This is a genomic window from Streptomyces sp. NPDC048473 (genome assembly GCF_043200155.1).
In the GTDB taxonomy this organism is placed as follows: domain Bacteria; phylum Actinomycetota; class Actinomycetes; order Streptomycetales; family Streptomycetaceae; genus Streptomyces.
The window spans coordinates 60715-85777 of the sequence record NZ_JBICXE010000007.1 but is presented as its reverse complement, the minus strand read 5'-3'; the positions used below and the strand labels follow the sequence as shown (position 1 = coordinate 85777).

Below are 25063 nucleotides of genomic sequence, written 5' to 3'. Positions count from 1 at the left end.
AAAGGCCCGCAGGCCCGGCGGGCGGCCCGAATCAGCCACGGGCAAAGACTTGCCCAATCCGGGGTGGGCCAGTGGGGTGCACCCGGCGGGTCAGCAGATGGTCCGATACCCCACATCGGGCAGATGTGCCTGCCATTCGTCCTTCGAGAGACCGCCTCGGGAGCGTGAGCAGACGGCGGCTGCCGCCCGGGACAAAGCGAGCGGATAGGTGCGCAGGGCGGTGTACGGGGTGGTGACGCGGAGCCGGCTGCCATCTGCGGCGAAGGCCAGCGCCAGCACGGGCCCGTCCGCGGCGGGCAGCGGTGCTCCCTGGGAGCCGGGGTCCTCGGTGCTCCACATACGCACGGAACCGTCGGGTGAGCCGACGGCGACGGAACGGCTGTCGGCGGAGAACGCGAGGGCCGGTTGCGGGAGCCCGCCGTCGGTGCCGGGCGCCAGCACCGCGAGGCGGCGGCGCCCCGCCCCGTCCCACAGGGTGACGCGTCCGAGGTGGTCGGCCATGGCCAGGTATTGGCCGTCGGGACTGTAGGCGGCGGTTGTGACAACGCTCTCGCCCCGCAGGACGCGCCTCGCCCGGCCCGACTCCGGTTCCACCGACTGGCCCAGCTCCGTGAGGAGTCGGCCGTCCGGGGCCGTCGCCACCACGGAGCCGTCACGCTTGCGGTACACGGTGGACCAGGCGGGGTCACCGTTCAGTTTCCCAACCTCGATGGTCTGGCCTGCGGCGGAGGAACGGGAGACGGTCACCGACCGGTCGTCGAGGGAGACGCCGACGAGGTCGCTCACGTGCAGCTGCGGTCCACGGGGGTGAACGGAGATGGTCGTGGCACCGGACTGGTAGGCGAAGGTGCGGCTGTCGGGGCTGAATGCCATCAGGCGGTCGCAGCGATCGCAGAACGGTCCGGTGTACGCGGCGTCCTGCCGGCCTGTGACGGTGTCGCGCAGCCGTACTTCGTATCTCTTGCCGTGCGGCGTGGAAAGGGTGGTTGCGGCGGCGAGGGTCTTGCCGTCCGGGCTGAACCTGGCCCTGCTGAGGGGCTGCCGCTGCCGGCCCGGGGAGAGCACTCCGTCGAGGGAAATGGACCGGACGGCGATCGCCGGGGCCGTCCCCTCCTCGTAGCGCAGGACCCGGCCCTCGATGTCCAGGGTGAGACCGTTGAAGCCCGCTCCGGACAGCGGCTGGCGGAGCACCGGGGCTGACAGGTCGGCCGTACGCCAGAGCAGGGCCTCCGTGGCGCTGAGGGTCGCCACGTAGGCGCCGTCCTGACTGAACACGAACTCGAACGGATCGGGGACGGGGATGCGGCGCCGCTCGTGTCCGGTGCGTATGTCCCACGTGCGGACCCCGGTGCCGGAGCGGAATGCCAGCCCCCGGCTGTCCGGGGTGAAGGTGAACCCGTCCATGTCGCACGCGTGCGTGCGCGCGGCCCCCGGGATGCGCAATTCGCTGCGTCGTCGGGTGTCCCACACCTGGAGCAGGCCGGTGTCCGAGCAGAACGCGAGCAGCCTGTCGTCCGGGCTGACGACGAGGCCGCGGGCTTCCAGGCTGTGGAGCGGGATCTGTGACAGCAGCCGGCCGTCGCGGAGATTCCACAGCTTGATGACGCGGTGGTGCTCCTGAACGGCGAAGGTCCGGCCACCCGGCGTGTAGCCGCCTTCGAAGGTCCAGTCGTCGGCGCCTTCGGGTGGTCCGAAGACGGGCCCGGTCGGACGGCCCGCGACCAGATCCCACATGCGGTAACCGGCGAGGGTTCGGATCACGACGCTCCGAGTGTCCGGGCTCACGTCCACGATGTGGTCCGCGTGCTTTCCCAGGCCCGGGTACGGCGGGAGTTCACGGTGCGAGGCCACGTCCCAGCGCCGGGTGCGGTCGGGGCTCACCACCGTCAGGGTGCGGCCGTCACGGCTGGTGCGGCGCCAGACGCTGTTGTCCTCGTTCGGCAGGAAGTCCGTCGTGGGAGAGGCGAACACATCCAGCTCCCGCTGGGCGGCCGCGCCGAACAACGCCTCCCGGGTCCGGGGCAGATCGGCGATCCGCCACGCGGCCACGCTGAGCCGCAGGGCGGTGCGCGGGTCGGAGTGACGCATGGTGTCCGCGACGGTGGCGATCCTCAGCGCTTCGGCCTCGGTGGCCCGGCGAGCGCTGGTGCGGCTCTGCTGCCAGGCGAGCAGACCCGCGACGACGGCCAGGCACAGCAGGAGCGACAGGGCGACGGTGAGGCCGCGCAGCCGCCGCGTCGCGCGTATCTCGGTGCGCCGGGAGCGGTCGCGGGCCTCGACGGAGGCGGCGAGGAACGCGCCCTCCAGGTCGGTGAGTTCCGCGCGCTGTCCGAAGGCCTCCCCGGCGGCGGAGAGCTGTGCTCCGCGGAACAGTGCGCCTTCGTCCCGGCCCAGTTCCTGCCAGGTGCGGGCGGCATCGGTGAGTCGGCGGTGCAGGCGCAGTCGTTCGCGGTCCTCCTCGATCCAGCCGCGCAGCCGGGGCCAGCCGAGGATCAGTGCCTCGTGGGCGAGGTCGACGGTGGTGGCGTCGGCGGTGAGCAGCCGCGCACGTACGAGCTGTTCCAGGACCAGTGCCGTGCTCGGGGACGTTCCCAGCTCGTCCCTGGGGGTGGGGTGCCTGGTGTCCTGGGTGCCGTCGCCGGGTGAGATCAGCCGCAGCAGCAGCGATCGGGCAGTCCGTGCCTGCTGCGGGGTGAAGCCGGCGAAGACCTCCTCGGCCGTGTGCGCGACGGCTCCCTGGATTCCGCCGATGGCCTCGTACGCGACCAGTGTGAGCGTCCGGCCACGCCGTCGCCGCCACACCTCCAGCAGGGCGTGGGACATCAGTGGCAAGCCACCCGGCTCGTCGGCGACCTCGGCCACGAGGCGGGCGGTCAGGGCCCGTTCGACCACCAGTCGCTCCGCGGAGGCCGGGCCGACGATCGCTTCGCGCAGCTGCGCCGGAGCCATCGGGCCCACCAGCACGGTGGCGTCGCGCAGGGCGCGGGCGAGGGCGTGGTGCTCGGCGCACCGGCCGAAGAAGTCCGCGCGTACGGCGACGAGGACCCGCAGCCGGGATGCGGGATCGCATGCGGCGAGCAGCAGATCGATGAACTCGGTGCGCTCGGCCGGATCGTGGCAGAGGGCGAAAACCTCCTCGAACTGGTCGACCACGATCATCGTGTCGCCCTCGGCGTCCGGCTCCGTCGAGGGAACGAGCAGCTCACGGTGGGTGCGGGCCGGGTACTCACCCGGGGTGAGGATGCGGATCGCGGCCAGCGGGGTGCCGGAGTCGGTGCGCAGGGCCGGGATGAGACCGGCCCGCAGCAAGGACGACTTGCCGCTGCCCGATGCGCCGACCACCGCGGCGAACCGGTACCGCCGGGTCAGCTCCCGTACGTCGTCGGTCAGCTCGTCCCGTCCGTACAGCGGGTCCCCGGGCTCGAACCGGGCGAGCCCGGGGTAGGGCGCGCCCGCCGTCCCCTGCTCCTCGGCCGCAGCCGCCTCCGAGGAGGCGGCTACGCGCCAGCGCTCCTCCCAGTGCGCCGCCTCGCCTCCGCAGGCCGCCGCATAGGCGAGGGCGACGGGCAGCGACGGCAGGCGCTCACCGGCTGCGGCGGCGGAGAGCGTGGGCGCGGAGAAGGGCGCGTGCCGGGCCATCGCACGGTAGGTGGGGCTGCCCGCCCGTCGGCGGAGTTTGCGCAGTTCATGAGCGAACATCTGCACCGCGCCGGCGGCAGGATCCACCGGTTTCTCCGGACGTCCCACCCCGTGCCCCCACCGTCGAGTTACCGAACCGACGATCACGCTATTCGCCGCCGAGTTGTCTGCGCAACGGCGCTGAACAGCGCAAATGAAATTGATTGACACCGCCTGCGGGGGCTGCCCATCAATACGACGGACGATCCACTGGGCGAGAGACCTCTCTTCGGACGGAGCACGTCATCTCTCTCATCCAGCGCACCGCCCCCGCCGTCGATTCGCGAACGGAACATCTCCCGCAATGGTCCCGGAACGCCCTGCGTCGGGCGGTCCCGTGGAGCCCCGGCCTACTGGCCCTGCTCATCGGGTTCTGGGGAATCCGTCGCCAGGGCACCCTGTGGGGAGACGAGGCGGTCACCTATGCAATGTCACACCGGAGCGTGCCGCAGATCTGGCACACCCTGGGCCATGTCGACGTCGTGCACGGCCTGTACTACCTGATCATGCGGGGGGTGTTCGGCCTCTGGGACGGCGGCCTGGTGGCGCTGCGGCTGCCGTCGGTACTGGCGATCGCCGCGGCGGCGGTCGGCATCGTACGGCTGGGCCAGCGGCTCGGAGGGACGTGGACCGGGCTGCTGGCGGGCCTCGTCCTACCGCTGCTCCCGCCGGTGCAGCGATATGCGCAGGAGGGCCGGTCCTACGCCCTGGTCTGTGCACTGATCACCTGGGCCAGTTGCCTCCTCGTCAGCAACCTCTCCCGGCCGGAACGACGGGGCTGGGTGGCGTATGGCGCCGTGATGCTGACGGCATGTCTGCTCCATGAGTTCGCCGTGCTGATGCTCCTGGCCCATGGTGTGACCGTCTTCCGGGCGCGATTGGCGCGGCCCGTGACGCGGGCGTGGAGCATCGCGGCGGGTGGGGTGCTCGCCGGCCTCCTCCCGCTCGCCGCCTTCAGCACCACGCAGTCCGCGCAAGTGGACTGGATCGGCACGCCGGACGCCGGGGAAGTGCTGGGCTTCGTCGCGACGGCCCTGCTGGGCGTCGCCTTCGCCCGCTTTGCGAGCGGTGCGCGCGGACCGATCACATTGTCCGCGCTCGCGCTCCCGCTGCTGATCCTGCCCAGCACGCTGCTCATGCTGACGAGTCCGCTGCATCCGTTGTACGTGGACCGTTATGTCCTGCCCTCCGCCGTCGGCTTCGCGCTCCTGGCGGGCTCGATGCTCGACCGGCTCCGGCAGTCGGCACGCGGTGCCGGAACAGTGCAACGTGTGACATGTGCTGTGGCACTGGCCGCGGTGTCAGCCACCCTCGTACCCGTGAGCACCGCGCTGCGGAAACCGGGGAGCCGCAAGAACGACGCGGTCGCGATCGCCCGGGCAGTCCAGGACATCGCCGAGCCGGGAGTCGGGATGCTGTTCATGCCGTCACGCAGACGCGTATGGACGCTGGCCCGGCCGGACTCCTTCCGGTCCCTGTCCGACCTCGCCCTGGAACAGACCCCGGTCGCCTCCGACACACTGTTCGGCAGGGAGCTGACACCGGACCGGATCCGCGAGCGCATCCTGACCAGCGCACGCGTCATCGCTGTGCACGACCTGGAGGGCCAGCCGCTGGACGCGAACGCGCGCGAGGCGGTCAAGCGCTCCACCCTCGACGCGTACTTCGAGGAATGCGCGAGCCGAACGGTCACGCAGGCACGCATCACCGTGTACGCCAGGCCCGGCCACTGCTGAACCGGCCCGGGTGACCGGCCCGGCTGACCGCTTCGTCCGACAGACCCGGCCGACTGCTCCGGTTGAGCTGCTCGATAGGCTGGTCACGACCTTGTTCGCGTCGGTGACCTGCGGTGTCTCCCCGGGCGGTCCGCCCCGGAGTGCCCGGCCGACCGGCTGATCCGGAGTACCGCGTGCCTATACCGCTCACTGTCGCTGTCGCCCAGCCCGACTGTGTCCATCTCGACGTCGCCGCCAACGCCGTAGTGCATGCGGAGGCGATCGGCCGGTCGAAAGCACGGCTGGTCGTCTTCCCGGAGCTGTCGCTCACGGGCTACGACCTCGCCGCCCCGGCCGTGTCGCCCGACGACCCCCGCCTCGGTCCCATCGTCGCCGCGTGCCGCGAGGCGGGTGCGACGGCCCTGGTCGGGGCGCCGGTGCGAGCCGCGGACGGGCGTGAGTACATCGCCACCCTGGCCGTCACGGGCGAGGGAACGAGCGTCGTCTACCGGAAGATGTGGCTGCACGGCGCAGAGTCCGACCGCTTCGCCCCGGGAGAGAAGCCCGAGGTCCTCGTGATCAACGGCCTGCGGCTGGGGCTTGCGGTGTGTTACGACGCCGCCGTTCCCGAGCACGCCGCCGCCACCGCCGCGCTGGGCATCGACGCGTATGTGGCGAGCACCCTGTACGGTCCCGGGCCCGAGCAGGCCGCCCGGCGCGACGGGCACATGGGCCGGGCGGCGCTCACCCATGGTGTGTGGGCAGTCCTGGCCACCGCGGCGGGTCCGAGCGGGGTGTACGCCCTCACGTCCGGCGGCTCCGGCATCTGGGAACCGGACGGAACCCCGGCCGTGCAGGCCGGGACCGAGCCCGGCGCCCTGGTGTCCGCGACCGTGGGTACGGCCCGGCCCGGGTCCTAGACGCCGTCCTGGCTCAGCATCTCGGCCGTGATCGCCCACCGCTCGTGGTCGCGCCAGGCTCCGTCGATGAAGAGGAAGTCCGGCGAGAACCCCTCGAGGCGGAATCCGGCCCGTTCGACGAGGGCGAGTGAACCCTTGTTGGCGGGCTGGATGTTGGCTTCGAGGCGGTGCAGGCCGAGCGGCCCGAAGGCGTACCGCAGGACCAGTTCCAGCCCCTCGCTCATCAGGCCGCGCCCCGACGCATGGGCGAAGACCCCGTATCCGAGCGCGCCGCAGCGGAACCCGCCGACGACGATGTTGTTGATGTTGATGAACCCCGCGATCCCGTCACCGGCCCCGCTCTCGTCAGCCCCGCGTTCGCAGACCAGGAAGCCCGCCTTCGTGGGGTCTTCGATCAGCCGGCCCGCGTAGGCGGCGTACGCGCGGGCGTCGTCGGGCGGGAAGAGCCAGGGGCCATGTATGCCCCTGCTCTCCCTCGCACGGGTGGTGAACTCTTCGGCATCCGCGAGGCTGTAGGGGCGGATCGCCGTGCGCCGCCCCTCGGCCAGACAGTCGGTCTCAGACATCCGGCCAGCCTAGGCCCTGTCGACCTGGGCCGATCATCCCCTCAGCGACTCACTCCACCCGGCCGCCCACCACCGGAAGCTCCAGCACACCGGTGTCCTCAGGGGCGCTGACGACCGTGACCGGCTTGATGCCGCGGTTGCCCGAGTACGCGCTGTCGCTCGCCGCGATCGCGAATTCGAGCCGGTGCCCCGTCTCGTACCGGTGGACGATGCCCGGCAACTGCACGGTGAACGGGCGGGTGACGTCGGGCACGCGCACCGGGGCGACGAGCCGGTTCACCAGTGTCCTGGTGCCGTCGGGCGCCACGTCGTACACCTTGGCGAACAGAACGAGCTTGTCGGCGGCGTCCCCGCTGTTCTGTACGCGCTCCGTCTTCGGCGAGACGACCTTCAGAGTGGCCTTCGGCGCGCCGACGACATCTACGGCGGAGGTCAGCGGGGCGCTGGTCCAGCCGAGGTGAGTGCCCTTGATGTCGTACGGCTTGGAGTCGGGCAGTCCGATGAGTCCGGCGAGCGAGCTCTCCGAATGACTGGTCGGTACAAGCCAGTTGGCGTACTGACGGCTGCCCCGGGTGACCTTGGAGCGATTGTCGACGAGCTTGCCGTCGCCGGAGAGGTACATCTTCTGGCTCAGGGCCGGTACGGCGGCCGCGGTGCCGTAGCCGCTCTTCCAGTCGCGGTAGTAGGCGAACTCGGCCCCGGTGTCGGTGTTCTTCTTGTGCTGGAGGTAGCGGTCGAACCAGGCGAGGACGCGCTGTCCGACGTAGCTGGTCTCCAGATTGCCCTGGCTCAGGTCGAGTTCACCGGGTACCTGCCCGCCGCTGTGCCCCCAGGCCTGCCAGATCATCTTGGTCGTGGTGCCCTGCGCCTTGAGGGTCTTGTACGTGGCGGTGGCCTCGTTCAGGTTGAAGAGGCTGTCGGCCTGGCCCTGGACGAGAAGGGTGGGTGCCTTGACCCCGCTGAGGTAGTCGACGGGTGAGACGCTGCGCGCGTAGTCGAGCATGGCGGTGGTCTTGTCCGCGGGGTAGCGGCCGGAGTTGAGCAGCCGGATGGTGTCGCAGGCCTGCGACGCGAAGTGCAGACAGGTGAGGCTGCCGAACCGGGACGGGTCGAGGCTCGCGTTGAGGATCGTCTGCCCCTCCCCCAGCAGATAGAAGCCGTTGGTCCACTGCCACTTGAAGACACCGGCGGTGTCGGACGAAACACCCTTGCGCGTACCGGTGTTGTTGGGGGCGAGCGCGTAGGCCAGGTCGTTCCAGGTGATCAGCGGTACGAGGGCGTCGACGCGGTGGTCGACGGCCGCGGTCGCCATCTGGACGGCGCCGCCGTACGAGCCGCCGATCATGCCGACCCTGGGGTCACCCTTGCCGTCCTTGGTGACGTAGTCGGCCTTCGTGCCGTCGTCGGCGGCGCGTGTCCCGGCGAGGAAGTCGATGAGTCCGGCGGCCGCCTTGCCGTCGATGGCCGGGTCGTCGAGCGTGATGAGGCAGCCCGACTTGCCGAAGCCGAGGCCGGAGTAGACGAGTCCGACATAGCCGCGGGAGGCGAAGGCCTTGCCGATGTCATCCGTCGAGCCGTCCGATTTGCTGCCGCCGAAGCCGTTGGTGGCGAGGACGGCGGGGGCGGGGTGCTGTGCGTCGGCCCCGGCGGGACGGTACAGGTCGGCGTCGACGGTGCACGAGCGGCCGCCCGCCTGAATGGTGAACTTCAGTGGGGTGACGGTGTATTGGGAGGTCTCGGCGGCGGTTGCGTGCGCCGCACCGGTGAGGACCAGCGGTGCGGCGAGCGCGGCTCCGGCCACGTACGCGACCGACTTCCGGGTGAGTGTCCGGTACCCGGACCTGGGGCGGGAAACAGCACGTGCCACGAAGACCTCCACACCGAGGGCGCCTTACCGACCAGTAAGTACTGGACCGCGCCCATGCTGTGACACGTGTCATAGTGATGTCAACGCTCAGGACAGCGTTTCCTGAAGGATGCTCAACTTCTTCGCGGTGCAGGGCCGTTCAGACCAGTGCGGGCACCTCGATGGTGAGCGTGGCGGGGCCGCCGTCGGCCGGCGCGTCCAGGACGGCGGGCACGCCGAGCGGAATCGTGAGCGCCGTCGGTCCGTGCCCGAAGCCCAGTTCCTCGACGACGGGCACGCCCAGCGGGCCGAGCCGGTCGGCGAGTACCGCCCGCACCTTGTCGTACGGGCCGCAGCCCGCCCAGGAACCGCAGGCCACCCCGGCTGTTCCGTCGAGCGCACCGGCCCTCAGCAGTTGGGTGAGGATGCGGTCGATGCTGTACGGGTCCTCGGTGGTGTCCTCGATCACCAGGAGCCCGCCCCGGGCGGACGTCCGGGCGTGCGGGGTGCCGATGTCGGCGGCGAGCAGGCTCACGCAGCCGCCGTAGGTGATGCCGCGGGCCCTGCCGGGGACCAGCACCCGCGCCGTGGGCAGGCCGAGGGTGCGCACCGACTCGGGCTCGAACAGGGTGGCCCGCAGGGACTCCTGGGTGTCCGGGTCCTTGAGGAAGGTCTCGGTGCCGGCCATCGGGCCGTGCAGGGTGGCGAGCCCCATGCGCCGGGCGAACGCCTCGTGGAGCACGGTGATGTCGCTGTAGCCGATGAACACCTTCGGTCCGGCCTCGCGCATCGCCGCCCAGTCGACCAGGTCGACCATGCGGTGCACGCCGTACCCGCCGCGGGCGCAGATCACCGCGTCGACGGACGGATCGCACCATGCCTCCTGGAGGTCCCGGGCCCGTGCCTCGTCCGTACCGGCGAGGTAGTCCAACTCCGGGTGTACGTCACGGACGTGGGGTGCTTCGACGGGGTCGAGGCCCCAGCCGCGCAGTACGTCGAGGCCCGCCTCCAGGCGGTCGGCGGGCACCGGCCCGCTCGGTGACACGACGGCGATCCTGGCACCCGGACGCAGCCGGGCGGGGCGGGTCAGGGGTGCAAGGGTCACTTCTTCAGCTCCAGCCGCGGTACGTCGGGACAGTCGATGCCGAAAGTCTGGCCGTACAGGGAGAGTTCGGCCTCCAGCGCGCGGATCATGGTGTCGGCGCGCCGGAACCCGTGCCCCTCCCCCTCGAAGGTGAGATACGCGTGCGGGATGCCGCGCCCCTCGGTCTCGGCCAGGAACCGCTCGCACTGGACGGGCGGGCAGATCGGATCGTCCAGCCCCTGGAGCAGGAGGAAGGGGGCGGTCAGACGGTCGGTGCGGGTGACCGGAGAGCGTTCGCGGTAGCGTGCCGGGACTTCGGCGAGCGGGCCCACCAGGGACTCCAGATACTGCGACTCGAAGTCATGGGTCTCATCCGTGCCCCAGCCGGTCAGATCGAGGATGGGGTAGATGATCGTGCCGCAGGCGTAGACATCGGTGCCGGTCAGCGAGGCGGCGGTGGTCCAGCCGCCGGCGCTGCCGCCCCGGATGGCGAGCCGCTGGCGGTCGGCCGTGCCCTCATCGGCCAGCGCTTCGGCGACGGCCGCGCAGTCCTCGACGTCGACGACGCCCCACTGTTCGCGCAGCCGGTTGCGGTAGGTCCTGCCGTAGCCGGTGGAGCCGCCGTAGTTGACCTCGGCGACGCCGATGCCGCGCGAGGTGAAGTAGGCGATCTCCAGGTCGAGTACGAGTGCGGCATGGCCGGTGGGGCCGCCGTGCGCCCAGACCACATAGGGCGGCAGTTCACCGTCGGGGCCGGCCCGGTCGGGACTGCGCGGCGGGTAGATGTGGGCGTGGATCTCCCTGCCGTCGGGCCCGGCGAAGGTGCGGTCCTCGGGCTGCGGGTAGTACGCGGGGTCGACGGCGTCCTCGTGCGGTGTGCCGATGATCCGGGTACGGCCGGTCGCGGTGTCCAGCTCGACGACCTCGTAGGTGCTGTACGGGCTCGCGGCGATGCCGATGATCCGGCTGCCGTGCACGGCGAGCGACTCGGCCCATTCGGTCCAGGGTCCGGCGACGTCGACGAGTTCGCCGGTCTCCGGGTCGAGTATGCCGAGCGTGGTGGTGCCCCGGCCGTGGACGGTGGCGATCAGGCCGTTCTGCAGCGGGCAAAACCAGCTGAGGCCGATCTTCCAGAGCGGTCCGGCGAACTCCTGCTCCCGGGTGCAGAGCGCGACCGCGCCCCGGTGCGGGTCGGCGCGGTACAGATTCCACCAGCCGCTGCGGTCACTGGCGAAGAGGAGCTGTCCGTCGGCGCCCCATTCGATCTGCGGCACCGATTCCTCCGGGCCGCCGCCGAAGCTCCAGGTGTGGTGGAACGTACCGTCCTCGGCGACGTCCGCGAGCATCACCTCGGTGCCGTCCCATGGCATCCGCGGATGGTCCCAGGCGAGCCAGGCCGCCCGCCGCCCGTCGGGCGAGAGCTTCGGTCCGGTGACGAAACGACGGCTGTCGTCGGTGAGTTCACGTACCGCCGACCGGTCGTCGGCCGCCGAGCCGTCCAGTGGTACGGCGGCGATCACCCGGCGCAGATCGGTGGGTGCCTCGCCGGTGAACTCCTCCAGGACACACCACACTTCACCCCGCCGGCCCCGGTCGAGGTGGAGCTGCGGGTCGACCCAGCGCAGCCCGCCGCCGACGGACGAGACCGGGGTGAGCGGCCAGGGTTCGCCGGGCCCGTCGGGGGCGTATGCGTACAGCCGCTGGTCGGCGAAGTCGACGAAGACGATCAGCGGGCCGCCCTCGGCTCGTTCGGCCCCGGCCCAGGGCTGTCCGCCGTACTCGATGACCCGGCTCCGTACGTTCCACGGAGCGGGCAGGACACAGGTGCTGGTCCCGTCCGCCCGGCGGCGGATCAGGGCGCGGCGTCCCGCCTCGGCGGGACGCGGCTCCGTCCACCACACCTCGTCGCCGACCACCCCGACGTACTCCGGACGGCCGTCGTTGGAGGCGGCCAGCCGTGCGTCGATGGGTGACGGCCACGTTCCGTAGGCCCCTGTGGACACCATGATCAAATCCCCCCGTACCGGGTCAGGCCGTGCGCAGATAGTGATCGAGGACGCGGACGCCGAAGTGCAGTGCCTCGACGGGGACGCGTTCGTCGACGCCGTGGAACAGCGCCTGGTAGTCGAAGCCGACGGGCAGCTTCAGTGGTGAGAAGCCGTAGCCGGTGATGCCGAGCCGGGAGAACTGCTTGGCGTCCGTGCCGCCCGACATGCAGTACGGCACGACGTGGCCGTGCGGGTCGAAGCGTTCGACGGCGGCACGCAGCTTCGCGAAGGTCGGCGAGTCGACCGGGGCCTGCAGCGGGACCTCGCGGTGGTGGAACTCCCAGTCGACATCGGGTCCGGTCAGCCGGTCCAGAGTGGCGTGGAACTCGTCCTCGCCGCCGGGCACCATCCGGCCGTCGACGAAGGCGGTGGCGTGGCCCGGGATCACATTGATCTTGTACCCGGCCTCCAGCATGGTCGGGTTGGAGCTGTTGCGGATGGTCGGCTCGACCAGGGCGGCGGCCGGTCCGAGCTTGCCGAGGAGCTCGTCCACGTCGAAGCCGGGGGCGTCGAGGTCGGGGCGGATGCCGTGCAGTGCGGCGATCTCGGTGAGCGCGGCGCGGACCGTCGGGGTGAGCCTGACCGGCCAATCGTGCCGGCCGATCCGGGCGACGGCTGCGGCGAGTGTGCTGACCGCGTTGGCCTTGTTGACCTTGGAGCCGTGCCCCGCCTTGCCGTGTGCGGTGAGTTTCAGCCAGGCGGTGCCGCGCTCGCCGGCGGCGATCGGGTAGAGCGGCATGTCCGGTCCGGCGTGGAAGGTGAAGGCGCCGGATTCGCTGATGCCTTCCGTACACCCTTCGAAGAGTCCGGCGTGCTGGTCGGCGAGGAAGCCGGAGCCGTCCTCGGCGCTGGCCTCCTCGTCGGCGGTGTACGCGATCACGATGTCGCGGCGGGGCCGGACACCGGCCCGGGCCCAGGCCCGGACGACGGCCAGGACCATCGCGTCCATGTTCTTCATGTCGATGGCGCCGCGCCCCCAGACGACACCGTCGCGGACCTCCCCGGAGAAGGGGTGCACGGTCCAGTCGCCGGCCTCGGCCGGGACGACGTCGAGATGGCCGTGTACGAGCAGGGCGTCGGCGGACGGGTCGGTGCCCGCGATCCGGGCCACCACATTGGTGCGCCCCGGGGTGCGCTCCAGCAGGGTGGGCTCCAGCCCGGCGGCGGCCAGCCGCTCGGCGACGTACTCGGCGGCCGGGCGTTCCCGGCAGTCGCCGCCACCGCGGTTGGTGGTGTCGATCCGGATCAGTTCGGACGTGAACGTCACCGATTCGTCGAGCGCCTGCTCGTCGACGCTCTCGGCGCTCTCGGCGCTCTCCTGGGGGTGGGTCGCCTCAGCCATACTGTTCCTCCACGGCGGACGACACGATCGTCGTCACCGCCTTGAACGTGCGGATACCTTCGTACATCGTCGCGCTGGTATAGGCGACGCGCCGTTCGCCGCTGGGCGCCACGCCGGGGACAACGGTGGCCGCCGCGGCCAGATGCTCGGCGTCGAACTCCAGCTCAACGGTGAAGGGGCCGCCCTCCACCGGGGTGTGCCGCACGGCGAGCGCGGTCGCGTCCTTGGCCGCCGCACGGATGTCGGCGGCGGTACGGGCCGGGGTGCGGCACACCGCCGCGTACCGCGACACATAGTCCTTCACGGCGACCTTGCGGGCCTCGGGAGCGTACCCGTCCGCGTCCACGCAGGTCAGGTCGTCGCCGGTGACGAGGACGACGGGAATGCCGTACTCGGCGACGACATGCGCGTTGAGGAGCCCTTCGCTGGCCCGGGCGCCGTTGAGCCAGACGCCGGTGATGGAGTTCGCCAGATAGGTGTGGGCGAGAACCCCCTCCGTACCGGCACCCGTGTGGTAGCCGACGAAGGCGATGGCATCGACGTCGCCGTGCTGGATGCCCTCCACCATGGAGAGGGACTTGTGCTTGCCGGTGAGCATCTGGACCCGGTCGTCGAGCCGCTCCAGCAGAAGGTTGCGCATGGACCAGTGGGCCTCGTTGATGAGCACCTCGTCGGCGCCGCCGTCGTAGAAGCCGAGCGCAGCCGCGTTCACGTCGGAGGTGAACATGGAACGGCACCGCTCCCACTGGGGGGTGCCCGGCAGTACATCGGCCGGCCAGGTCACGCCGGTGGCGCCTTCCATGTCCGCGCTGATCAGGATCTTCATGCGGGCTCACGCTACGCGCCGAAGAACCGCCAGGCCAGAGCCACAGAAACGTTCAATGGTCCAGTCCTCCGAAGAGAGTGCGCCCCGCACCCCGAACAGACGCATTCCGGACGCCGCGCGCCGGGCGGCGCGCAGGCCCGCTTGCGTCGCCTTGACAGTCCCCCTTCAGCCAGACCATGATTCCATTAATTGACTAATGGAATTGAGGCGAAGTGCATGGCAGACGCATTCACTCCGGGCGGCGCGTCCGGAGCATGGGCGCTGGAGGCCCGCGGCCTGGGTAAGCGTTACCGTCGCGGCTGGGCGCTGCGCGACTGCTCGTTCCGGCTGCCGGCCGGACGGATCTGTGGTCTCGTCGGCCCCAACGGCGCCGGGAAGAGCACCCTGTTGGGACTCGCGACCCGGCAGGTGCAGGCGACAGAGGGTGAACTCCACGTCTTCGGCGTGCCCGTGGACGATCCCGCGGTGATGCCGAGATTCGCTTTCCTCGGGCAGGACAAGCCGCTGTTCAAGCGGTTCACCGTGGCGGAGACGCTGCGTCTGGGCAGCGAGCTCAACCCCGGCTGGGACATGGCCGCGGCGGAGCGGATCGTACGGTCGGGCCAGGTGCCGATGCACGCCCGTGTCGGCACTCTGTCCGGTGGCCAGCGCACCCGTGTCGCATTCGCGCTCGCCTTCGGCAAGCGGCCCGACGTGCTGCTGCTCGACGAGCCGATGTCCGACCTCGATCCGCTGGCCCGCCACGACATGAGCGCCCTCCTGATGTCGGAGGCCGTGGAGCGCGGCACCACCGTGGTGATGTCCTCGCACATGCTGTCCGAGCTGGAGGACATGTGCGACTACCTGCTGGTCCTCGCCGAGGGCAGGATCCGGATGGCGGGCGACGCGGACGCGCTCGTCCCGGCCCACGCGCTGGTGACGGGACTCGCCACCGGCGGGGATCCGGCCGCCGCGCTGGCACCTCACACGGTGATCGAAGCCCGCGTCCAGGGCAGGCAGTTCCACGCGCTGGTGCGGCCGAACGGCCCGCTGTCGGCTGACTGGGTGGTCGCCGAACCCAGCCTGGAAGAAGTGCTGCTGGCGCATCTGCGCTCGTCGGACGCTCCTCCGTTGTTCACACCCGGTGCCCGTATCGAGGCCGAAGGGATCCACACCTCATGAGCGCCACCCTGACCGAGACGCCCCGAACCGGACGGGCGCCCGGGCCCCGCCTGCTGCGCGGGCTGAACTGGCTCGTCGTACGTCAGCACCGGGCCGCGCTGCTCACCATGCTCGCCATGGTGGTCCTCGGCTCGATCTGGATCGCGTACCAGCGCGGCCAGATGAGCCAGACACTCGAAGCCGCGGGCTGGCCGGAGAAGGAACTGGCGCAGCCGACGCTCAACACGACGGGACTCAGTCTCACCCTCACTGCCCTGAGTGCGCTGCCCGTGATCCTCGCCGTCTTCCTCGGCGCCCCGCTGATCGCCGGCGATCAGGAGCACAGCACCGCGCAGCTGATCACCACCCAGTCCGTGTCCCGCCGTCGCTGGCTGGTGACAAAGCTTGTCTGGTGCTACGCGACCGTGGTCGTGTCCGGCGCGGTGCTCTCGGCGTTCTTCACCTGGTGGTGGAAGCCCTACCGTTCGGTGTTCCCCAGCCTGTGGCCGGAGGGGGGGATCTTCGACAACACCGGTCCGGTGCTCCCCGCGCTCTGCCTCTTTCTGACCGCCGCCGGCATCACCATCGGCATGCTGCTGCGCCGTGTCCTCGCCTCCATGTTGATCACGTTCGTCTTCGCCGCGATCGTCGAGGTCGCCTGGGGCGAGATGCGCGTACACCTCGCGCCGTCACGCATGCTCACCTACCCGCTCAACGGCGACATGCCCGCACGGCTGAACGAGTCGCACGAGGTGGACCGCTGGATCGGCTCCGCCGACGGCCATCTCTACGGCTGGGGGCTCTGCGCCAAGGCCACCGAAGCGGCCTCGGATGCCTGCGTCAAGGAACACGGCATCGTCAACAACGTCTACGAGTACCTCGGTTACGACCAGATGCCGTCCATGCAGTGGACCGGGGCAGGCATCCTGCTCGCGGCCACTGCCGTGCTCACCGCGTTCACCCTGTGGCGGGTCTCCCGGCGCCCCCTTTAGGACATACCGCCGCAGTTACGTATCGTTTCGGCAGTCCAACGGGAGGTGATAGGCGGTGGTCGTATTCCGCATCGACAGACGCAGCGGGGTGGCAACGTACCTCCAGATCGTGCGACAGGTCGAACAGGCGCTGCGGATGGGCGCCCTGGAGAAGGGCGACCGGCTGCCCACGGCCGCGCAGGTCGCGGCGGAGACCAAGGTCAACCCGAACACGACCCTCAAGGCGTACCGCGAGCTGGAGCGCGCGGGCCTCGCCGAGGTCCGGCAGGGGGCGGGCACCTTCATCACCCGCTCCCTCGTCCCGGCCCAGGAGGGCCCCGACTCCCCATTGCGCGCCTCGCTCGCCCAGTGGCTTGACGAGGCACGGTCTCAGGGCCTCAGCGGCCAGGAAGTCACCGCCCTCTTCCGCTCGGCCTACGCGGCGGTGTATCCGCCCGAGACGGATGACTGAGCGCGGTTTCGCATGAGGAGCGGTTTCGTGTGAGGGGCGGTTTCGTGTGAGGAGCGGTTTCGTACTCCTCGCCCGACGCGTACGAAACCGAGCTCAGCCCAGTGCCGGACAGTCGCCCGTGGCGCCGTCGGTCCGTTCTCGCAGCAGGTCCGCGTGGCCGTTGTGGCGGGCGTACTCCTGGATCATCACCAGGTACACCCAGCGAAGGCTGACGAGCCGGCCACGGGTCCTCGACATGAATGTCTCGTCGAGACCGCGCCCCGCCACGGCGGACTCACACGCCTCGACCTCGGCGCGGAACGCGGCGAAGTCGCGTTCCGCGTACGCGGCGTCGACGCCGTCGATGCCTTCGTCCCCGTCGTCGGGACCGGTGAAGACGTCACCGATCGGCTCACCCGCGAAACTCCGCCGGAACCACCAGCGTTCGATCTCCGCCATGTGCCGTACCAGGCCGAGGAGAGTGAGGTTCGACGGCTCGGCGGCGGTGTGCGCCAGCTGCGCCGGGTCGAGTCCGGCGCACTTGATGAGCAGCGTCTCCCGATGCCATCGGAGCCAGCCTTCCAGCATGGCTCGCTCGTCCGCGGTGCTCGGAACGTTCAGCTGGCCGCCGTCGACTGTCGTACGTTCGATGCGAGGTGCCGTCCATGTCATGGCGGCCATCCTCACACCGGCCACGTCGCGTTCAGGTCAGTTCCCGAAGGAGCGGGCCCGCGTCCTCAAAGAGGAACAGGTGCCCGCCGTCGGGGATGGTGTGCAGCTCGGCGCCGTCGATCTGCGCGTGCGCCCAACGCGCCCCCTCGATGGGGACGTTGCCGTCCGCCTCGCCGTGGATGAACACGGTCGGTACGGAGATCGAGCCCAGTGGGCCCGGCAGCGGGCGGGAGCAGCCGGCGAGATCGGTCACGGCCTCGTCCACGCCCTGGCGCCGGGCCTCGCCCGTGTCCAGGTCGGACAGCGCCAGGAACGCGGGGGTGCTCATGACCAGTCGATCGGCCCGGGGCCAGGCCTCGAGGTTCGGCTCGCGGCTGCTCATCCTCTTGAAGATCCCCGTCCCCGCGAACATCGACCGGCCGACCGCCGGGGCCCAGCGGACGATCCGGTCCATCCATTTCACGACCGGGATCCGGTGCGTGTAGGTCTTCCGGGACGCTCCGGGAAGCCGGGCCCGACGGCGCCCCCGGCGGCAGGGGCGCCGACCGGCTCAGCGGGGGTCCGGACCCTTGAGGATCTCCTCGATCCGGGCCACCTCCTCGTCACCGAACTCCAGATCACGGACCGCCTCGACGCTGTTCTCCAGCTGGGCGACGCTGCTCGCGCCGACCACGGCGGACGTGATCCGGCCGCCCCGCAGCACCCACGCGAGCGCCATCTGCGCGAGGGACTGCCCGCGTGCGGAAGCCACCGCGTCGAGCGCCCGTAGCCGGTCCACCAGCTCCGGGGTGACCGAATCGGGCGTCAGGAAGGGGCTGTTGCCCGCCGCGCGCGAGCCTTCCGGGATGCCGCGCAGATAGCGGTCGGAAAGGATGCCCTGCTCCAGCGGCGAGTAGGCGATCGATCCGGTGCCCAGCTCGTCGAGCGCCGTGAGCAGGCCGTCCTCGACCCAGCGGTCCAGCATCGAGTAGCGCGGCTGATGGATGAGGAGCGGGGTGCCCAGCTCCTTGAGGATCCGGGCGGCCTGCCGGGTCTGCTCCGGCGAGTAGTTGGAGATGCCGACGTAGAGCGCCTTGCCCTGGCGTACCGCCGAGTCGAGCGCGCCCATCGTCTCTTCGAGCGGGGTGTCGGGGTCGGGACGGTGCGAGTAGAAGATGTCGACGTAGTCGAGGCCGAGCCGGGTGAGGCTCTGGTCCAGCGACGAGAGCAGATTCTTCCTGGACCCCCACTCCCCGTACGGGCCGTCCCACATCAGATAGCCCGCCTTGGTCGAGATGACGAGCTCGTCCCGGAGCCGGGCGAAGTCCGTCCTCAGTGCGCGTCCCATCGCCGTCTCGGCGGCGCCGGGCGGCGGTCCGTAGTTGTTGGCGAGGTCGAAGTGGGTGATGCCGAGATCGAATGCCCGCCGCAGGATCTGCCCCTGGGTCTCCGGCGTCCGGTCGCCGCCGAAGTTGTGCCACAGGCCGAGGGAGAGCGCGGGGAGCAGCAGTCCGCTGCGTCCGGTGCGCCGGTAGGGCATGGCTCGGTAGCGGTCGGCGGACGGGAGGTACATGCGGGCTCCACGGAAGAGAGGCGGTTGCGGTGCGCGGGTCCAGGTTCGCCGACAACGATCCAGCAGTCCAACAGGAGATTCCGCTTGGATTCAGCACCTATATTTCTCAATCATGGAATTGCGCCAGCTGGAACATTTCGTCGCCGTCGCCGAGGAACAGCACTTCACCCGTGCCGCCGAGCGCCTCGCGGTGTCGCAGTCCGGACTTTCCGCCTCCGTCCGGGCCCTGGAGCAGGAGCTCAGGACCCCGCTCTTCAGCCGCACCACGCGCAGCGTCCGGCTGACCGAGGCGGGACGCGCCCTGCTGGTGGAGGCCGAGCGCACGCTGGCGGGGGCACGGGCGGCGAGGGACGCCGTCGACGCGGTACGGGGACTGCTGCGCGGCACACTGTCGGTCGGCGTCGAGCAGTGCGTGCCCGGGGTTCGTCTTCCGCGTCTGCTGGCGGCCTTTCACCGTAAGCATCCGCTCATGGAGATCCGGCTCCGTCAGGAGGGCACCACGAGCCTGGTGGACGGGGTCGCCGGCGGGCGGCTCGATGCCGCCTTCGCCGCGACCGTCAGCTCCGTCGAGTGGCGCGGCGAGCTCATCCCGCTGGCGCGTGAGCCCATGGTCGTCCTCTGTGCCCCTGGCCACCGGTTCGCGGCGGCGGACCGCGTCGCGTGGGACGAGCTGCCCGGTGAGTCCTTCATCGACTTCCATCCGGACTGGGGTCCGCGGCGGGCGGCGGACGGGGCATTCACCGAGGCGCGGGTGCGGCGCACGGTGGGGCTGGAGGTGAATGACGTACACAGCCTGCTGGAGCTGGTGCACGAGGGGCTGGGGATCGCGCTCGTGCCACACCACTTCTCCCGTAAGCCCGAGGCCCGGGGACTGGTCGCGGTGGAGCTCGAAGGGCCTCGACAGCCGTTCTACGAGAGCGTCGTGGTGCTTCCGGCGGCCCGGTCCATGAGCCCGGGCGCGCGGGAACTGATGGCGCTGCTCCGGAGTGACAGCGGGCAGTGAGGGCGGCGAGGGGCGGGGCACATGATCATCCGCCCAGCGCCTTCGCGAACGCTCCCGCCTCCTGCGCGACTCCGCTGCAGGTGTCGCTCGCCTTCGAGGCGTCCTCGCCGGTGCACTCCTGATCGCGAAAGGTGGCCCACTGGGAGAGCGCGCCGATTCCCTTGCGCTGGGCGAAGGCGCGCAGGGACGCCGCGTCGGCGAGGGTGAACGTCTCCCCGGCCACGTCGTTGACGCCGATCATCACTGTGATGTGCAGCGCCCGCCAGGCCGCCGTGTCCGAGAGGCCCAGTACGTCGGTGAGCTGGTCATGGCTCGCCTCGGCGGCCTGCTGCGCGTAGTCGCTCATGTCGCCGTCGTGGGCGGAGCTGTAGTTCATCGCCATGATGTTCACTGCGGACACGTCGACGTTCCGCTGCGCGGCGTCGCTCAGCAGACCGGTCCCGGTCGCCTCCAGTCCGTCCGGCATCACGGGCAGGGTGTACGTGACATCGAGGTCCCGCTCCTTCTGGAGCAGGCGCAGCGCCTGGTCGCGGCGGACGATCGACGCCTTGTCGGTGAGTGTGTCGCCCTCGATGTCGAAATCGGCCTTGTTCGCGCCCGCCGCGTCGAGCACCTGCGCGTAGGCATCGGCCAGTTCCCGGGCGCTGTCGCAGGCGAGCGCGAGCTCGTTCCCCGCGGCCCCGCCGAAGGAGACCCGGAGGTCCGCGCCGGTCGCGGTGAGCGCGGCGATGCGCGAGGCCACCGCCTTGTCGCCGGCCTTCGCGGTACCACCCCACAGCGGGGTGCAGCGGTCGCCGTCGGCGACGACAAAGGCGAGGTTGTACGTGTCGGGGGAACCGGTCGAGTCCGTATCGGCGACGGTCGTGGCGCTGACGTACGGGGTGTACGCCGTCGAGGCGGCCGAGGCCGCGGGTGCTCCGGGGCCGGACCCGGAGCCTGCGCCGCGGACCTGGTTCGCCGCCGTGCCGGTCGCACAGGCGGAGCAGGCGAGCCCGAGTGCGAGCAGTCCGGCGACGACAGGGACGATGCGCTTCGCACGGCCGGCCGTGCCACGGGGGGAACGCTTCGGTGAAATGCGCATGCAGTTTGCACCTGCTCTCGTGAAGGTTGTCCCGAAACGGCAACAAAGAGGGACCGGAACACACCGAAAACCTCTCACATGCCGGCCCTGCCTCCACACACAGGAAATTCATTGCCTGGAGCCGGGAAGAAGCGCTGCCGGGTGACCAAGTAGCAGTTCAGGAAGACGATTTGAGGATGAGCGGAGTGCAGCGAAAAGACCGCGCCGGGGCTCACTCTCTCAGCTCGTCAACAGGTTGAACGCGCATCCACAGCGTTCGGCCAGCAAAGCCCCAGACTTCGCACATCGCCATTCGTCAGCATACGCAAATGCATTCCGTCACCGCCATCGAGAACGATCCGCCCCCGCCCGGCCGCCGTCGCAAGCACGCCGGCGTGCCCCGGTCCCGTGCCGGGGCAGGCGCGGGGACCCAGGAGGGGCCCGTATTCGTGGACAGCTCCGGGCGCCGGGCCAGGCTGCTGCGCCGCGCGGGCATAGCGCTGGGCGTCGCCTGTGTCGGTTACGCGGCCGTGCTCGGCCTTGCCTTCATGGGAGGCATCTCCATGTCGCCCTCGCAGCTGCTCCCCTTCGACAGCGCACCCGCCGCGCAGGGTGGACCGGCCGGGAACATGCCTCCGGGCGCCGAAGGGGCGCCACCGAGCGGCCGGCCCGGCGTCGGGGCGGGCGGGCCGCCGTCACACGCCGTCTCCCCCTCCCCCTCTGCCTCCGCCACCACCGGCGCCGCCCGATGAGCCGGACCCATGGCCGTTCCCCGGCCGGACGACGGCACGCCACACCGGGCAGGATCGGGCGTGTCCGTCGTCAGGCGGTCCCCAAGCCGCGGGTGGTCATCGCCCTCCTGCTGCTGCTCGGTCTGGTCTCCGTGATGCTGCTCGACGGCTATCTGCGGGCCGAAGTCGGAAACGACCAGCGGGTCCGCTCCGACGCGAGCGCGAGCAGAGTTCCGGAGAGCGTCCTCGACGGCGGTCCCTTCCTCAGCTTCGAGGGCGGCACGGCGCACACTCAGTCGGTGCCGGACAAGACGATCGTGCTCACCTTCGACGACGGCCCCGACCCCGAGTGGACGCAGCAGGTGCTCGACATCCTGGACGACAACGATGTGCCGGGCACTTTCTTCCTGGTCGGCTCGATGATCTCGCGCTACCCGGATGTGGTGCGCCGGATGGTCGACGACGGCAACGAGGTGGGCGTCCACACGTTCACGCACGTCGACCTCTCGTACCAGAGCGCCTCCCGCATCAAGCGCGAGATCGCCCAGACGCAGCTTGCCCTTGCGGGCGCTGCGGGCATCACGACGACGCTCTTTCGCGCCCCGTACTCCTCGACCGACGACGCCATCGACAACTACAGCTGGCCCGTCTACAAGAAGCTCGGCGCCATGGGCTACACCAGCGTCTTCATCGACACCGACAGCGAGGACTGGCAGAAGCCCGGCGTCAGTAAAATCGTCAAGTGGGCCACTCCGAAGAACGGAAAGGGCGCCTCGGTGCTCTTCCACGACGCGGGCGGCAACCGGGCCCAGACGCTCAAGGCACTGCCGCAGTACATCGAGAAGATGAAGGCGAAGGGCTACACCTTCACCACGGTCAGCGGCGCGCAGGCCGCACAGAACACACCGAGCACACCGAGCACACCGAGCATGCGGAGCACGCAAGGCACGCCGGAAAGCGCACCCGCCGCCCCCGGCAACGCCCTGCAGAGCAACCCCGAGCAGGCCGCTCACCGGACCGCCGACACCGCCACCCGCTGGGAGGGCCGCGCCCTCCTCGCCGCGGTGGCCGTCGCGGAGTGGACCGTGCCCGGCCTGGCCGCCGCGCTGGTGGTTGTCGGAATCGCCGTGCTGGGCAGGTTCGGCATGATGCTTCTCCTCGCCCGGCGTCACTACCGGCAGCGCAACAGAGGCCGGTTCACCTGGGGGCCCGCGGTCACCGCCCCGGTGAGTGTGATCGTCCCCGCGTACAACGAGAAGGAGTGCATCGCCAATACGCTCAACTCGCTGGCGGCGAGTACCCATCCGATCGAGATCATCGTCGTCGACGACGGTTCGACCGACGGAACCGCCGAGATCGCCGAGTCGCTGGGGCTGCCGAACGTGCGGGTCGTCCGCCAGGAGAACGCGGGCAAGTCGGCGGCACTCAACAACGGTGTGAGGCAGGCGCGTTGCGACATCGTCGTCATGATGGACGGCGACACCGTCTTCGAACCCGACACCGTGCACCGGCTCGTGCAGCCGTTCGGAGATCCGGAGATCGGCGCCGTGGCCGGAAACGCCAAGGTCGGCAACCGCAACACCGTGATCGGCGCCTGGCAGCACATCGAGTACGTGATGGGCTTCAACCTCGACCGCCGGATGTACGACCTGCTGCGTTGCATGCCCACCATCCCGGGCGCGATCGGCGCGTTCCGCCGCGAGGCCGTACTGGCCGTCGGCGGGATGAGCGAGGACACGCTCGCCGAGGACACCGACATCACGATCGCGCTGCACCGCGCCGGCTGGCGGGTCGTGTACGCCGAGCACGCTCGCGCCTGGACCGAGGCTCCCGCGTCGCTGGGGCAGCTGTGGCGGCAGCGCTACCGCTGGAGCTACGGCACGATGCAGGCGCTCTGGAAGCACCGCGGATCGGTCACGGACCGGGGGCCCTCGGGCCGCTTCGGCCGGGTCGGCATGCCGCTGGTCGTCCTCTTCCAGATCGTCACGCCCGTCTTCGCGCCGCTGATCGATGTGTTCACGGTCTACGCGATGATCTTTGTGGACCTCAGAGCTTCCCTGCTGGCCTGGCTGGCCGTACTCGTGGTCCAACTGGTCTGCGCGGCCTACGCGTTCCGCCTCGACGGTGAGAAGTACCGCTATCTGCTGATGCTGCCGCTGCAGCAACTGGCCTATCGGCAGCTGATGTATCTGGTGCTGATCCACTCGTGTGTCACTGCCGCGACCGGCGGCCGGCTGCGCTGGCAGAAGCTGAAGCGCACCGGCGAGGTCGGTACGCCGACGCTCGGAACGGGGGTGCGCTGATGGCGGGCGCACACCGCAGGGGGGCGCCTCGGCCGTCGCCGCGTACGGAGGAACCGGGGGCGCTCGTCGTCACCGGTGCGCCGGAACCAGCACCGCCCGCGCCCCCGGTTCCCGCTGCCCGAAGCGGCGGCCGTGACCGCTACTTCGACGCGCTGCGGGCCTTCGCCCTGGTGCGCGTGGTGACATATCACACCTTTGAATGGCAGTGGCTGGGGCTGGTTTTCCCGTCGATGGGCGTGATGTTCGCGCTCGCCGGATCGCTCATGGTGCGTTCCCTGGAGCGGCCCGCCGGGCAGGTGATCCGCGGCCGGCTGCGCAGGCTGCTGATCCCGTTGTGGGCGTTCGGCCTGGTGCTCGGCGTGGCGATGCTGCTGCACGGCTGGCTGCCCGGCGCCGATGTCCTGTACTGGGTGCTGCCAGTGGGCGATCCACCCGGAAACGCATGGGGCGAACAGGCGTGGGCGGTGCTCTGGTACCTGCGCACATACCTGTGGTTCGTCCTGCTGTCGCCGGTTCTGCTGCGTGTCTTCCGGCTTGCCCCGCTCCCCGTGCTCGCTCTGTCGCTCGTCCCCGTTCTGCTCCTGACGACGGTCTGGAGCGTGCCGGACGGACGCCTGGGCAGTGCGCTCAGCGACCTGTCGGTCTTCCTGTTCTGCTGGCTGCTGGGCTTCGCCCACCGGGAAGGCGTCCTCGACCGGCTGCGCCCCGCCGTCGTCGTGGCCTCGGCGCCGGTGCTGATGGCGGCGGGCGGCTGGTGGGCCTTCCATCACCGGATCGACGGTTCCTACGATCTCGACGACATCCCGCTCGCCCAGGCGCTGTGGTCCGCGGGATTCGTCCTGCTGCTCCTGCGCTTCCGGCCGGACTTCGGGTGGCTCGCCCGCCATGCCGTGGCGGACCGGATCGTGAAGGTCTTCAACGCCCGTGCCGTGACCGTCTATCTGTGGCACGAGGTCGCTCTGATGGTGAGCGTGCCGCTGATCGACCTGATGTGGAACGTGCCGGCCCTCGAACGGGATCTTCCGCTGGACAGCATGTGGTTCCAGTTCGCGGTCGCCTGGGTGCTGATCGCCGCGGCCGTGGCACTGTTCGGCTGGGTCGAGGACCTCGCGGCGAAGCGGGGACCACGGCTGCTGCCGTGACCTGCCCGCCCGC

Annotated in this window: 20 protein-coding genes; 9 read left to right on the top strand and 11 right to left on the bottom strand. The window is 70.5% G+C overall.

Translation table 11 applies throughout. From position 1 onward, the window contains the following. Nucleotides 1–90: 90 nt before the first annotated feature. A complete protein-coding gene (locus tag ACGFU7_RS14820) occupies nt 91–3726 on the bottom strand; it encodes a hypothetical protein (RefSeq protein ID WP_393695742.1) in 3636 nt (1211 codons plus the stop codon). A 380-nt stretch (nt 3727–4106) separates the two neighbouring features. Here ACGFU7_RS14820 and ACGFU7_RS14815 point away from each other — a divergent pair, with 380 nt between their 5' ends. Together ACGFU7_RS14815 and ACGFU7_RS14810 are read left to right on the top strand one after the other, a co-directional pair. Then, a complete protein-coding gene (locus ACGFU7_RS14815; RefSeq protein WP_393695740.1) occupies nt 4107–5414 on the top strand; it encodes a glycosyltransferase family 39 protein in 1308 nt (435 codons plus the stop codon). Between the two features lie 173 nt (nt 5415–5587). Beyond that, on the top strand, nt 5588–6313 hold the full coding sequence (locus ACGFU7_RS14810) for a carbon-nitrogen hydrolase family protein (protein ID WP_393695738.1): 726 nt from the start codon (nt 5588–5590) through the stop codon (nt 6311–6313). Here ACGFU7_RS14810 and ACGFU7_RS14805 read toward each other — a convergent pair. From ACGFU7_RS14805 to ACGFU7_RS14780, 6 genes are all read right to left on the bottom strand, one after another. Continuing rightward, nucleotides 6310–6879: a GNAT family N-acetyltransferase gene (locus ACGFU7_RS14805; RefSeq protein WP_393695736.1), complete on the bottom strand. Its 570-nt coding sequence runs from the start codon at nt 6877–6879 to the stop codon at nt 6310–6312. The two genes, ACGFU7_RS14810 and ACGFU7_RS14805, sit on opposite strands and share 4 nt — an antisense overlap. Before the next feature lie 49 nt (nt 6880–6928). Next, on the bottom strand, nt 6929–8758 hold the full coding sequence (locus ACGFU7_RS14800; RefSeq protein ID WP_393695734.1) for a CocE/NonD family hydrolase: 1830 nt from the start codon (nt 8756–8758) through the stop codon (nt 6929–6931). Nucleotides 8759–8885: 127 nt separating this feature from the next. Next, nucleotides 8886–9830 carry an LD-carboxypeptidase gene (locus ACGFU7_RS14795; RefSeq protein ID WP_393695732.1) on the bottom strand — a complete coding sequence of 315 codons (945 nt, stop codon included), beginning with the start codon at nt 9828–9830 and terminating at the stop codon, nt 8886–8888. Further along, complete coding sequence (locus ACGFU7_RS14790; RefSeq protein WP_393695730.1) at nt 9827–11815, bottom strand: prolyl oligopeptidase family serine peptidase; 1989 nt, start codon at nt 11813–11815, stop codon at nt 9827–9829. The genes ACGFU7_RS14795 and ACGFU7_RS14790 overlap by 4 nt, the downstream gene beginning before the upstream one ends. 22 nt (nt 11816–11837) lie before the next feature. Continuing rightward, nucleotides 11838–13199 (bottom strand): M20/M25/M40 family metallo-hydrolase, encoded by a 1362-nt coding sequence (locus ACGFU7_RS14785; RefSeq protein WP_393695728.1) that lies wholly within the window; start codon nt 13197–13199, stop codon nt 11838–11840. Next, entirely contained in the window at nt 13192–14025 is an 834-nt protein-coding gene (locus ACGFU7_RS14780; RefSeq protein WP_393695727.1) for a M55 family metallopeptidase, read from the bottom strand. Before ACGFU7_RS14780 ends, ACGFU7_RS14785 begins: the two co-directional genes overlap by 8 nt. A gap of 216 nt (nt 14026–14241) precedes the next feature. On the opposite strand from ACGFU7_RS14780, the gene ACGFU7_RS14775 reads away from it, so the two are divergent. From ACGFU7_RS14775 to ACGFU7_RS14765, 3 genes are read left to right on the top strand one after another with little or no spacing between them, the layout of a single operon-like run. Beyond that, nucleotides 14242–15186 carry an ABC transporter ATP-binding protein gene (locus tag ACGFU7_RS14775; RefSeq protein WP_393695725.1) on the top strand — a complete coding sequence of 315 codons (945 nt, stop codon included), beginning with the start codon at nt 14242–14244 and terminating at the stop codon, nt 15184–15186. Beyond that, nucleotides 15183–16157: an ABC transporter permease gene (locus ACGFU7_RS14770; RefSeq protein ID WP_393695724.1), complete on the top strand. Its 975-nt coding sequence runs from the start codon at nt 15183–15185 to the stop codon at nt 16155–16157. The genes ACGFU7_RS14775 and ACGFU7_RS14770 overlap by 4 nt, the downstream gene beginning before the upstream one ends. Before the next feature lie 55 nt (nt 16158–16212). After that, a complete protein-coding gene (locus ACGFU7_RS14765; protein ID WP_393695722.1) occupies nt 16213–16608 on the top strand; it encodes a GntR family transcriptional regulator in 396 nt (131 codons plus the stop codon). 93 nt (nt 16609–16701) lie between these two features. Here ACGFU7_RS14765 and ACGFU7_RS14760 read toward each other — a convergent pair whose 3' ends face one another. The 3 genes from ACGFU7_RS14760 to ACGFU7_RS14750 form a co-directional block, all read right to left on the bottom strand. Continuing rightward, nucleotides 16702–17259 (bottom strand): DinB family protein, encoded by a 558-nt coding sequence (locus tag ACGFU7_RS14760; protein WP_393695720.1) that lies wholly within the window; start codon nt 17257–17259, stop codon nt 16702–16704. Nucleotides 17260–17290: 31 nt separating this feature from the next. Beyond that, a complete protein-coding gene (locus ACGFU7_RS14755) occupies nt 17291–17722 on the bottom strand; it encodes an alpha/beta fold hydrolase (RefSeq protein WP_393695718.1) in 432 nt (143 codons plus the stop codon). Nucleotides 17723–17809: 87 nt separating this feature from the next. After that, on the bottom strand, nt 17810–18811 hold the full coding sequence (locus ACGFU7_RS14750) for an aldo/keto reductase (RefSeq protein WP_393695717.1): 1002 nt from the start codon (nt 18809–18811) through the stop codon (nt 17810–17812). Between the two features lie 112 nt (nt 18812–18923). Between ACGFU7_RS14750 and ACGFU7_RS14745 the strand changes: the two genes are divergently transcribed. Further along, nucleotides 18924–19814, top strand: coding sequence for a LysR family transcriptional regulator (locus tag ACGFU7_RS14745; RefSeq protein ID WP_393695715.1), 891 nt, complete (start codon nt 18924–18926; stop codon nt 19812–19814). A gap of 25 nt (nt 19815–19839) precedes the next feature. Here ACGFU7_RS14745 and ACGFU7_RS14740 read toward each other — a convergent pair whose 3' ends face one another. Beyond that, entirely contained in the window at nt 19840–20895 is a 1056-nt protein-coding gene (locus ACGFU7_RS14740; RefSeq protein WP_393695713.1) for a chitinase, read from the bottom strand. Between the two features lie 308 nt (nt 20896–21203). On the opposite strand from ACGFU7_RS14740, the gene ACGFU7_RS14735 reads away from it, so the two are divergent. Genes ACGFU7_RS14735 through ACGFU7_RS14725 form a run of 3 tightly spaced genes read left to right on the top strand, consistent with a single transcriptional unit; the run spans nt 21204 to nt 25050 of the window. Next, on the top strand, nt 21204–21626 hold the full coding sequence (locus ACGFU7_RS14735; protein WP_393695711.1) for a hypothetical protein: 423 nt from the start codon (nt 21204–21206) through the stop codon (nt 21624–21626). Beyond that, complete coding sequence (locus tag ACGFU7_RS14730) at nt 21623–23908, top strand: bifunctional polysaccharide deacetylase/glycosyltransferase family 2 protein (RefSeq protein ID WP_393695709.1); 2286 nt, start codon at nt 21623–21625, stop codon at nt 23906–23908. Before ACGFU7_RS14735 ends, ACGFU7_RS14730 begins: the two co-directional genes overlap by 4 nt. Beyond that, nucleotides 23908–25050 carry an acyltransferase gene (locus ACGFU7_RS14725; protein ID WP_393695707.1) on the top strand — a complete coding sequence of 381 codons (1143 nt, stop codon included), beginning with the start codon at nt 23908–23910 and terminating at the stop codon, nt 25048–25050. The genes ACGFU7_RS14730 and ACGFU7_RS14725 overlap by 1 nt, the downstream gene beginning before the upstream one ends. The last annotated feature ends 13 nt before the right edge of the window (nt 25051–25063 follow it).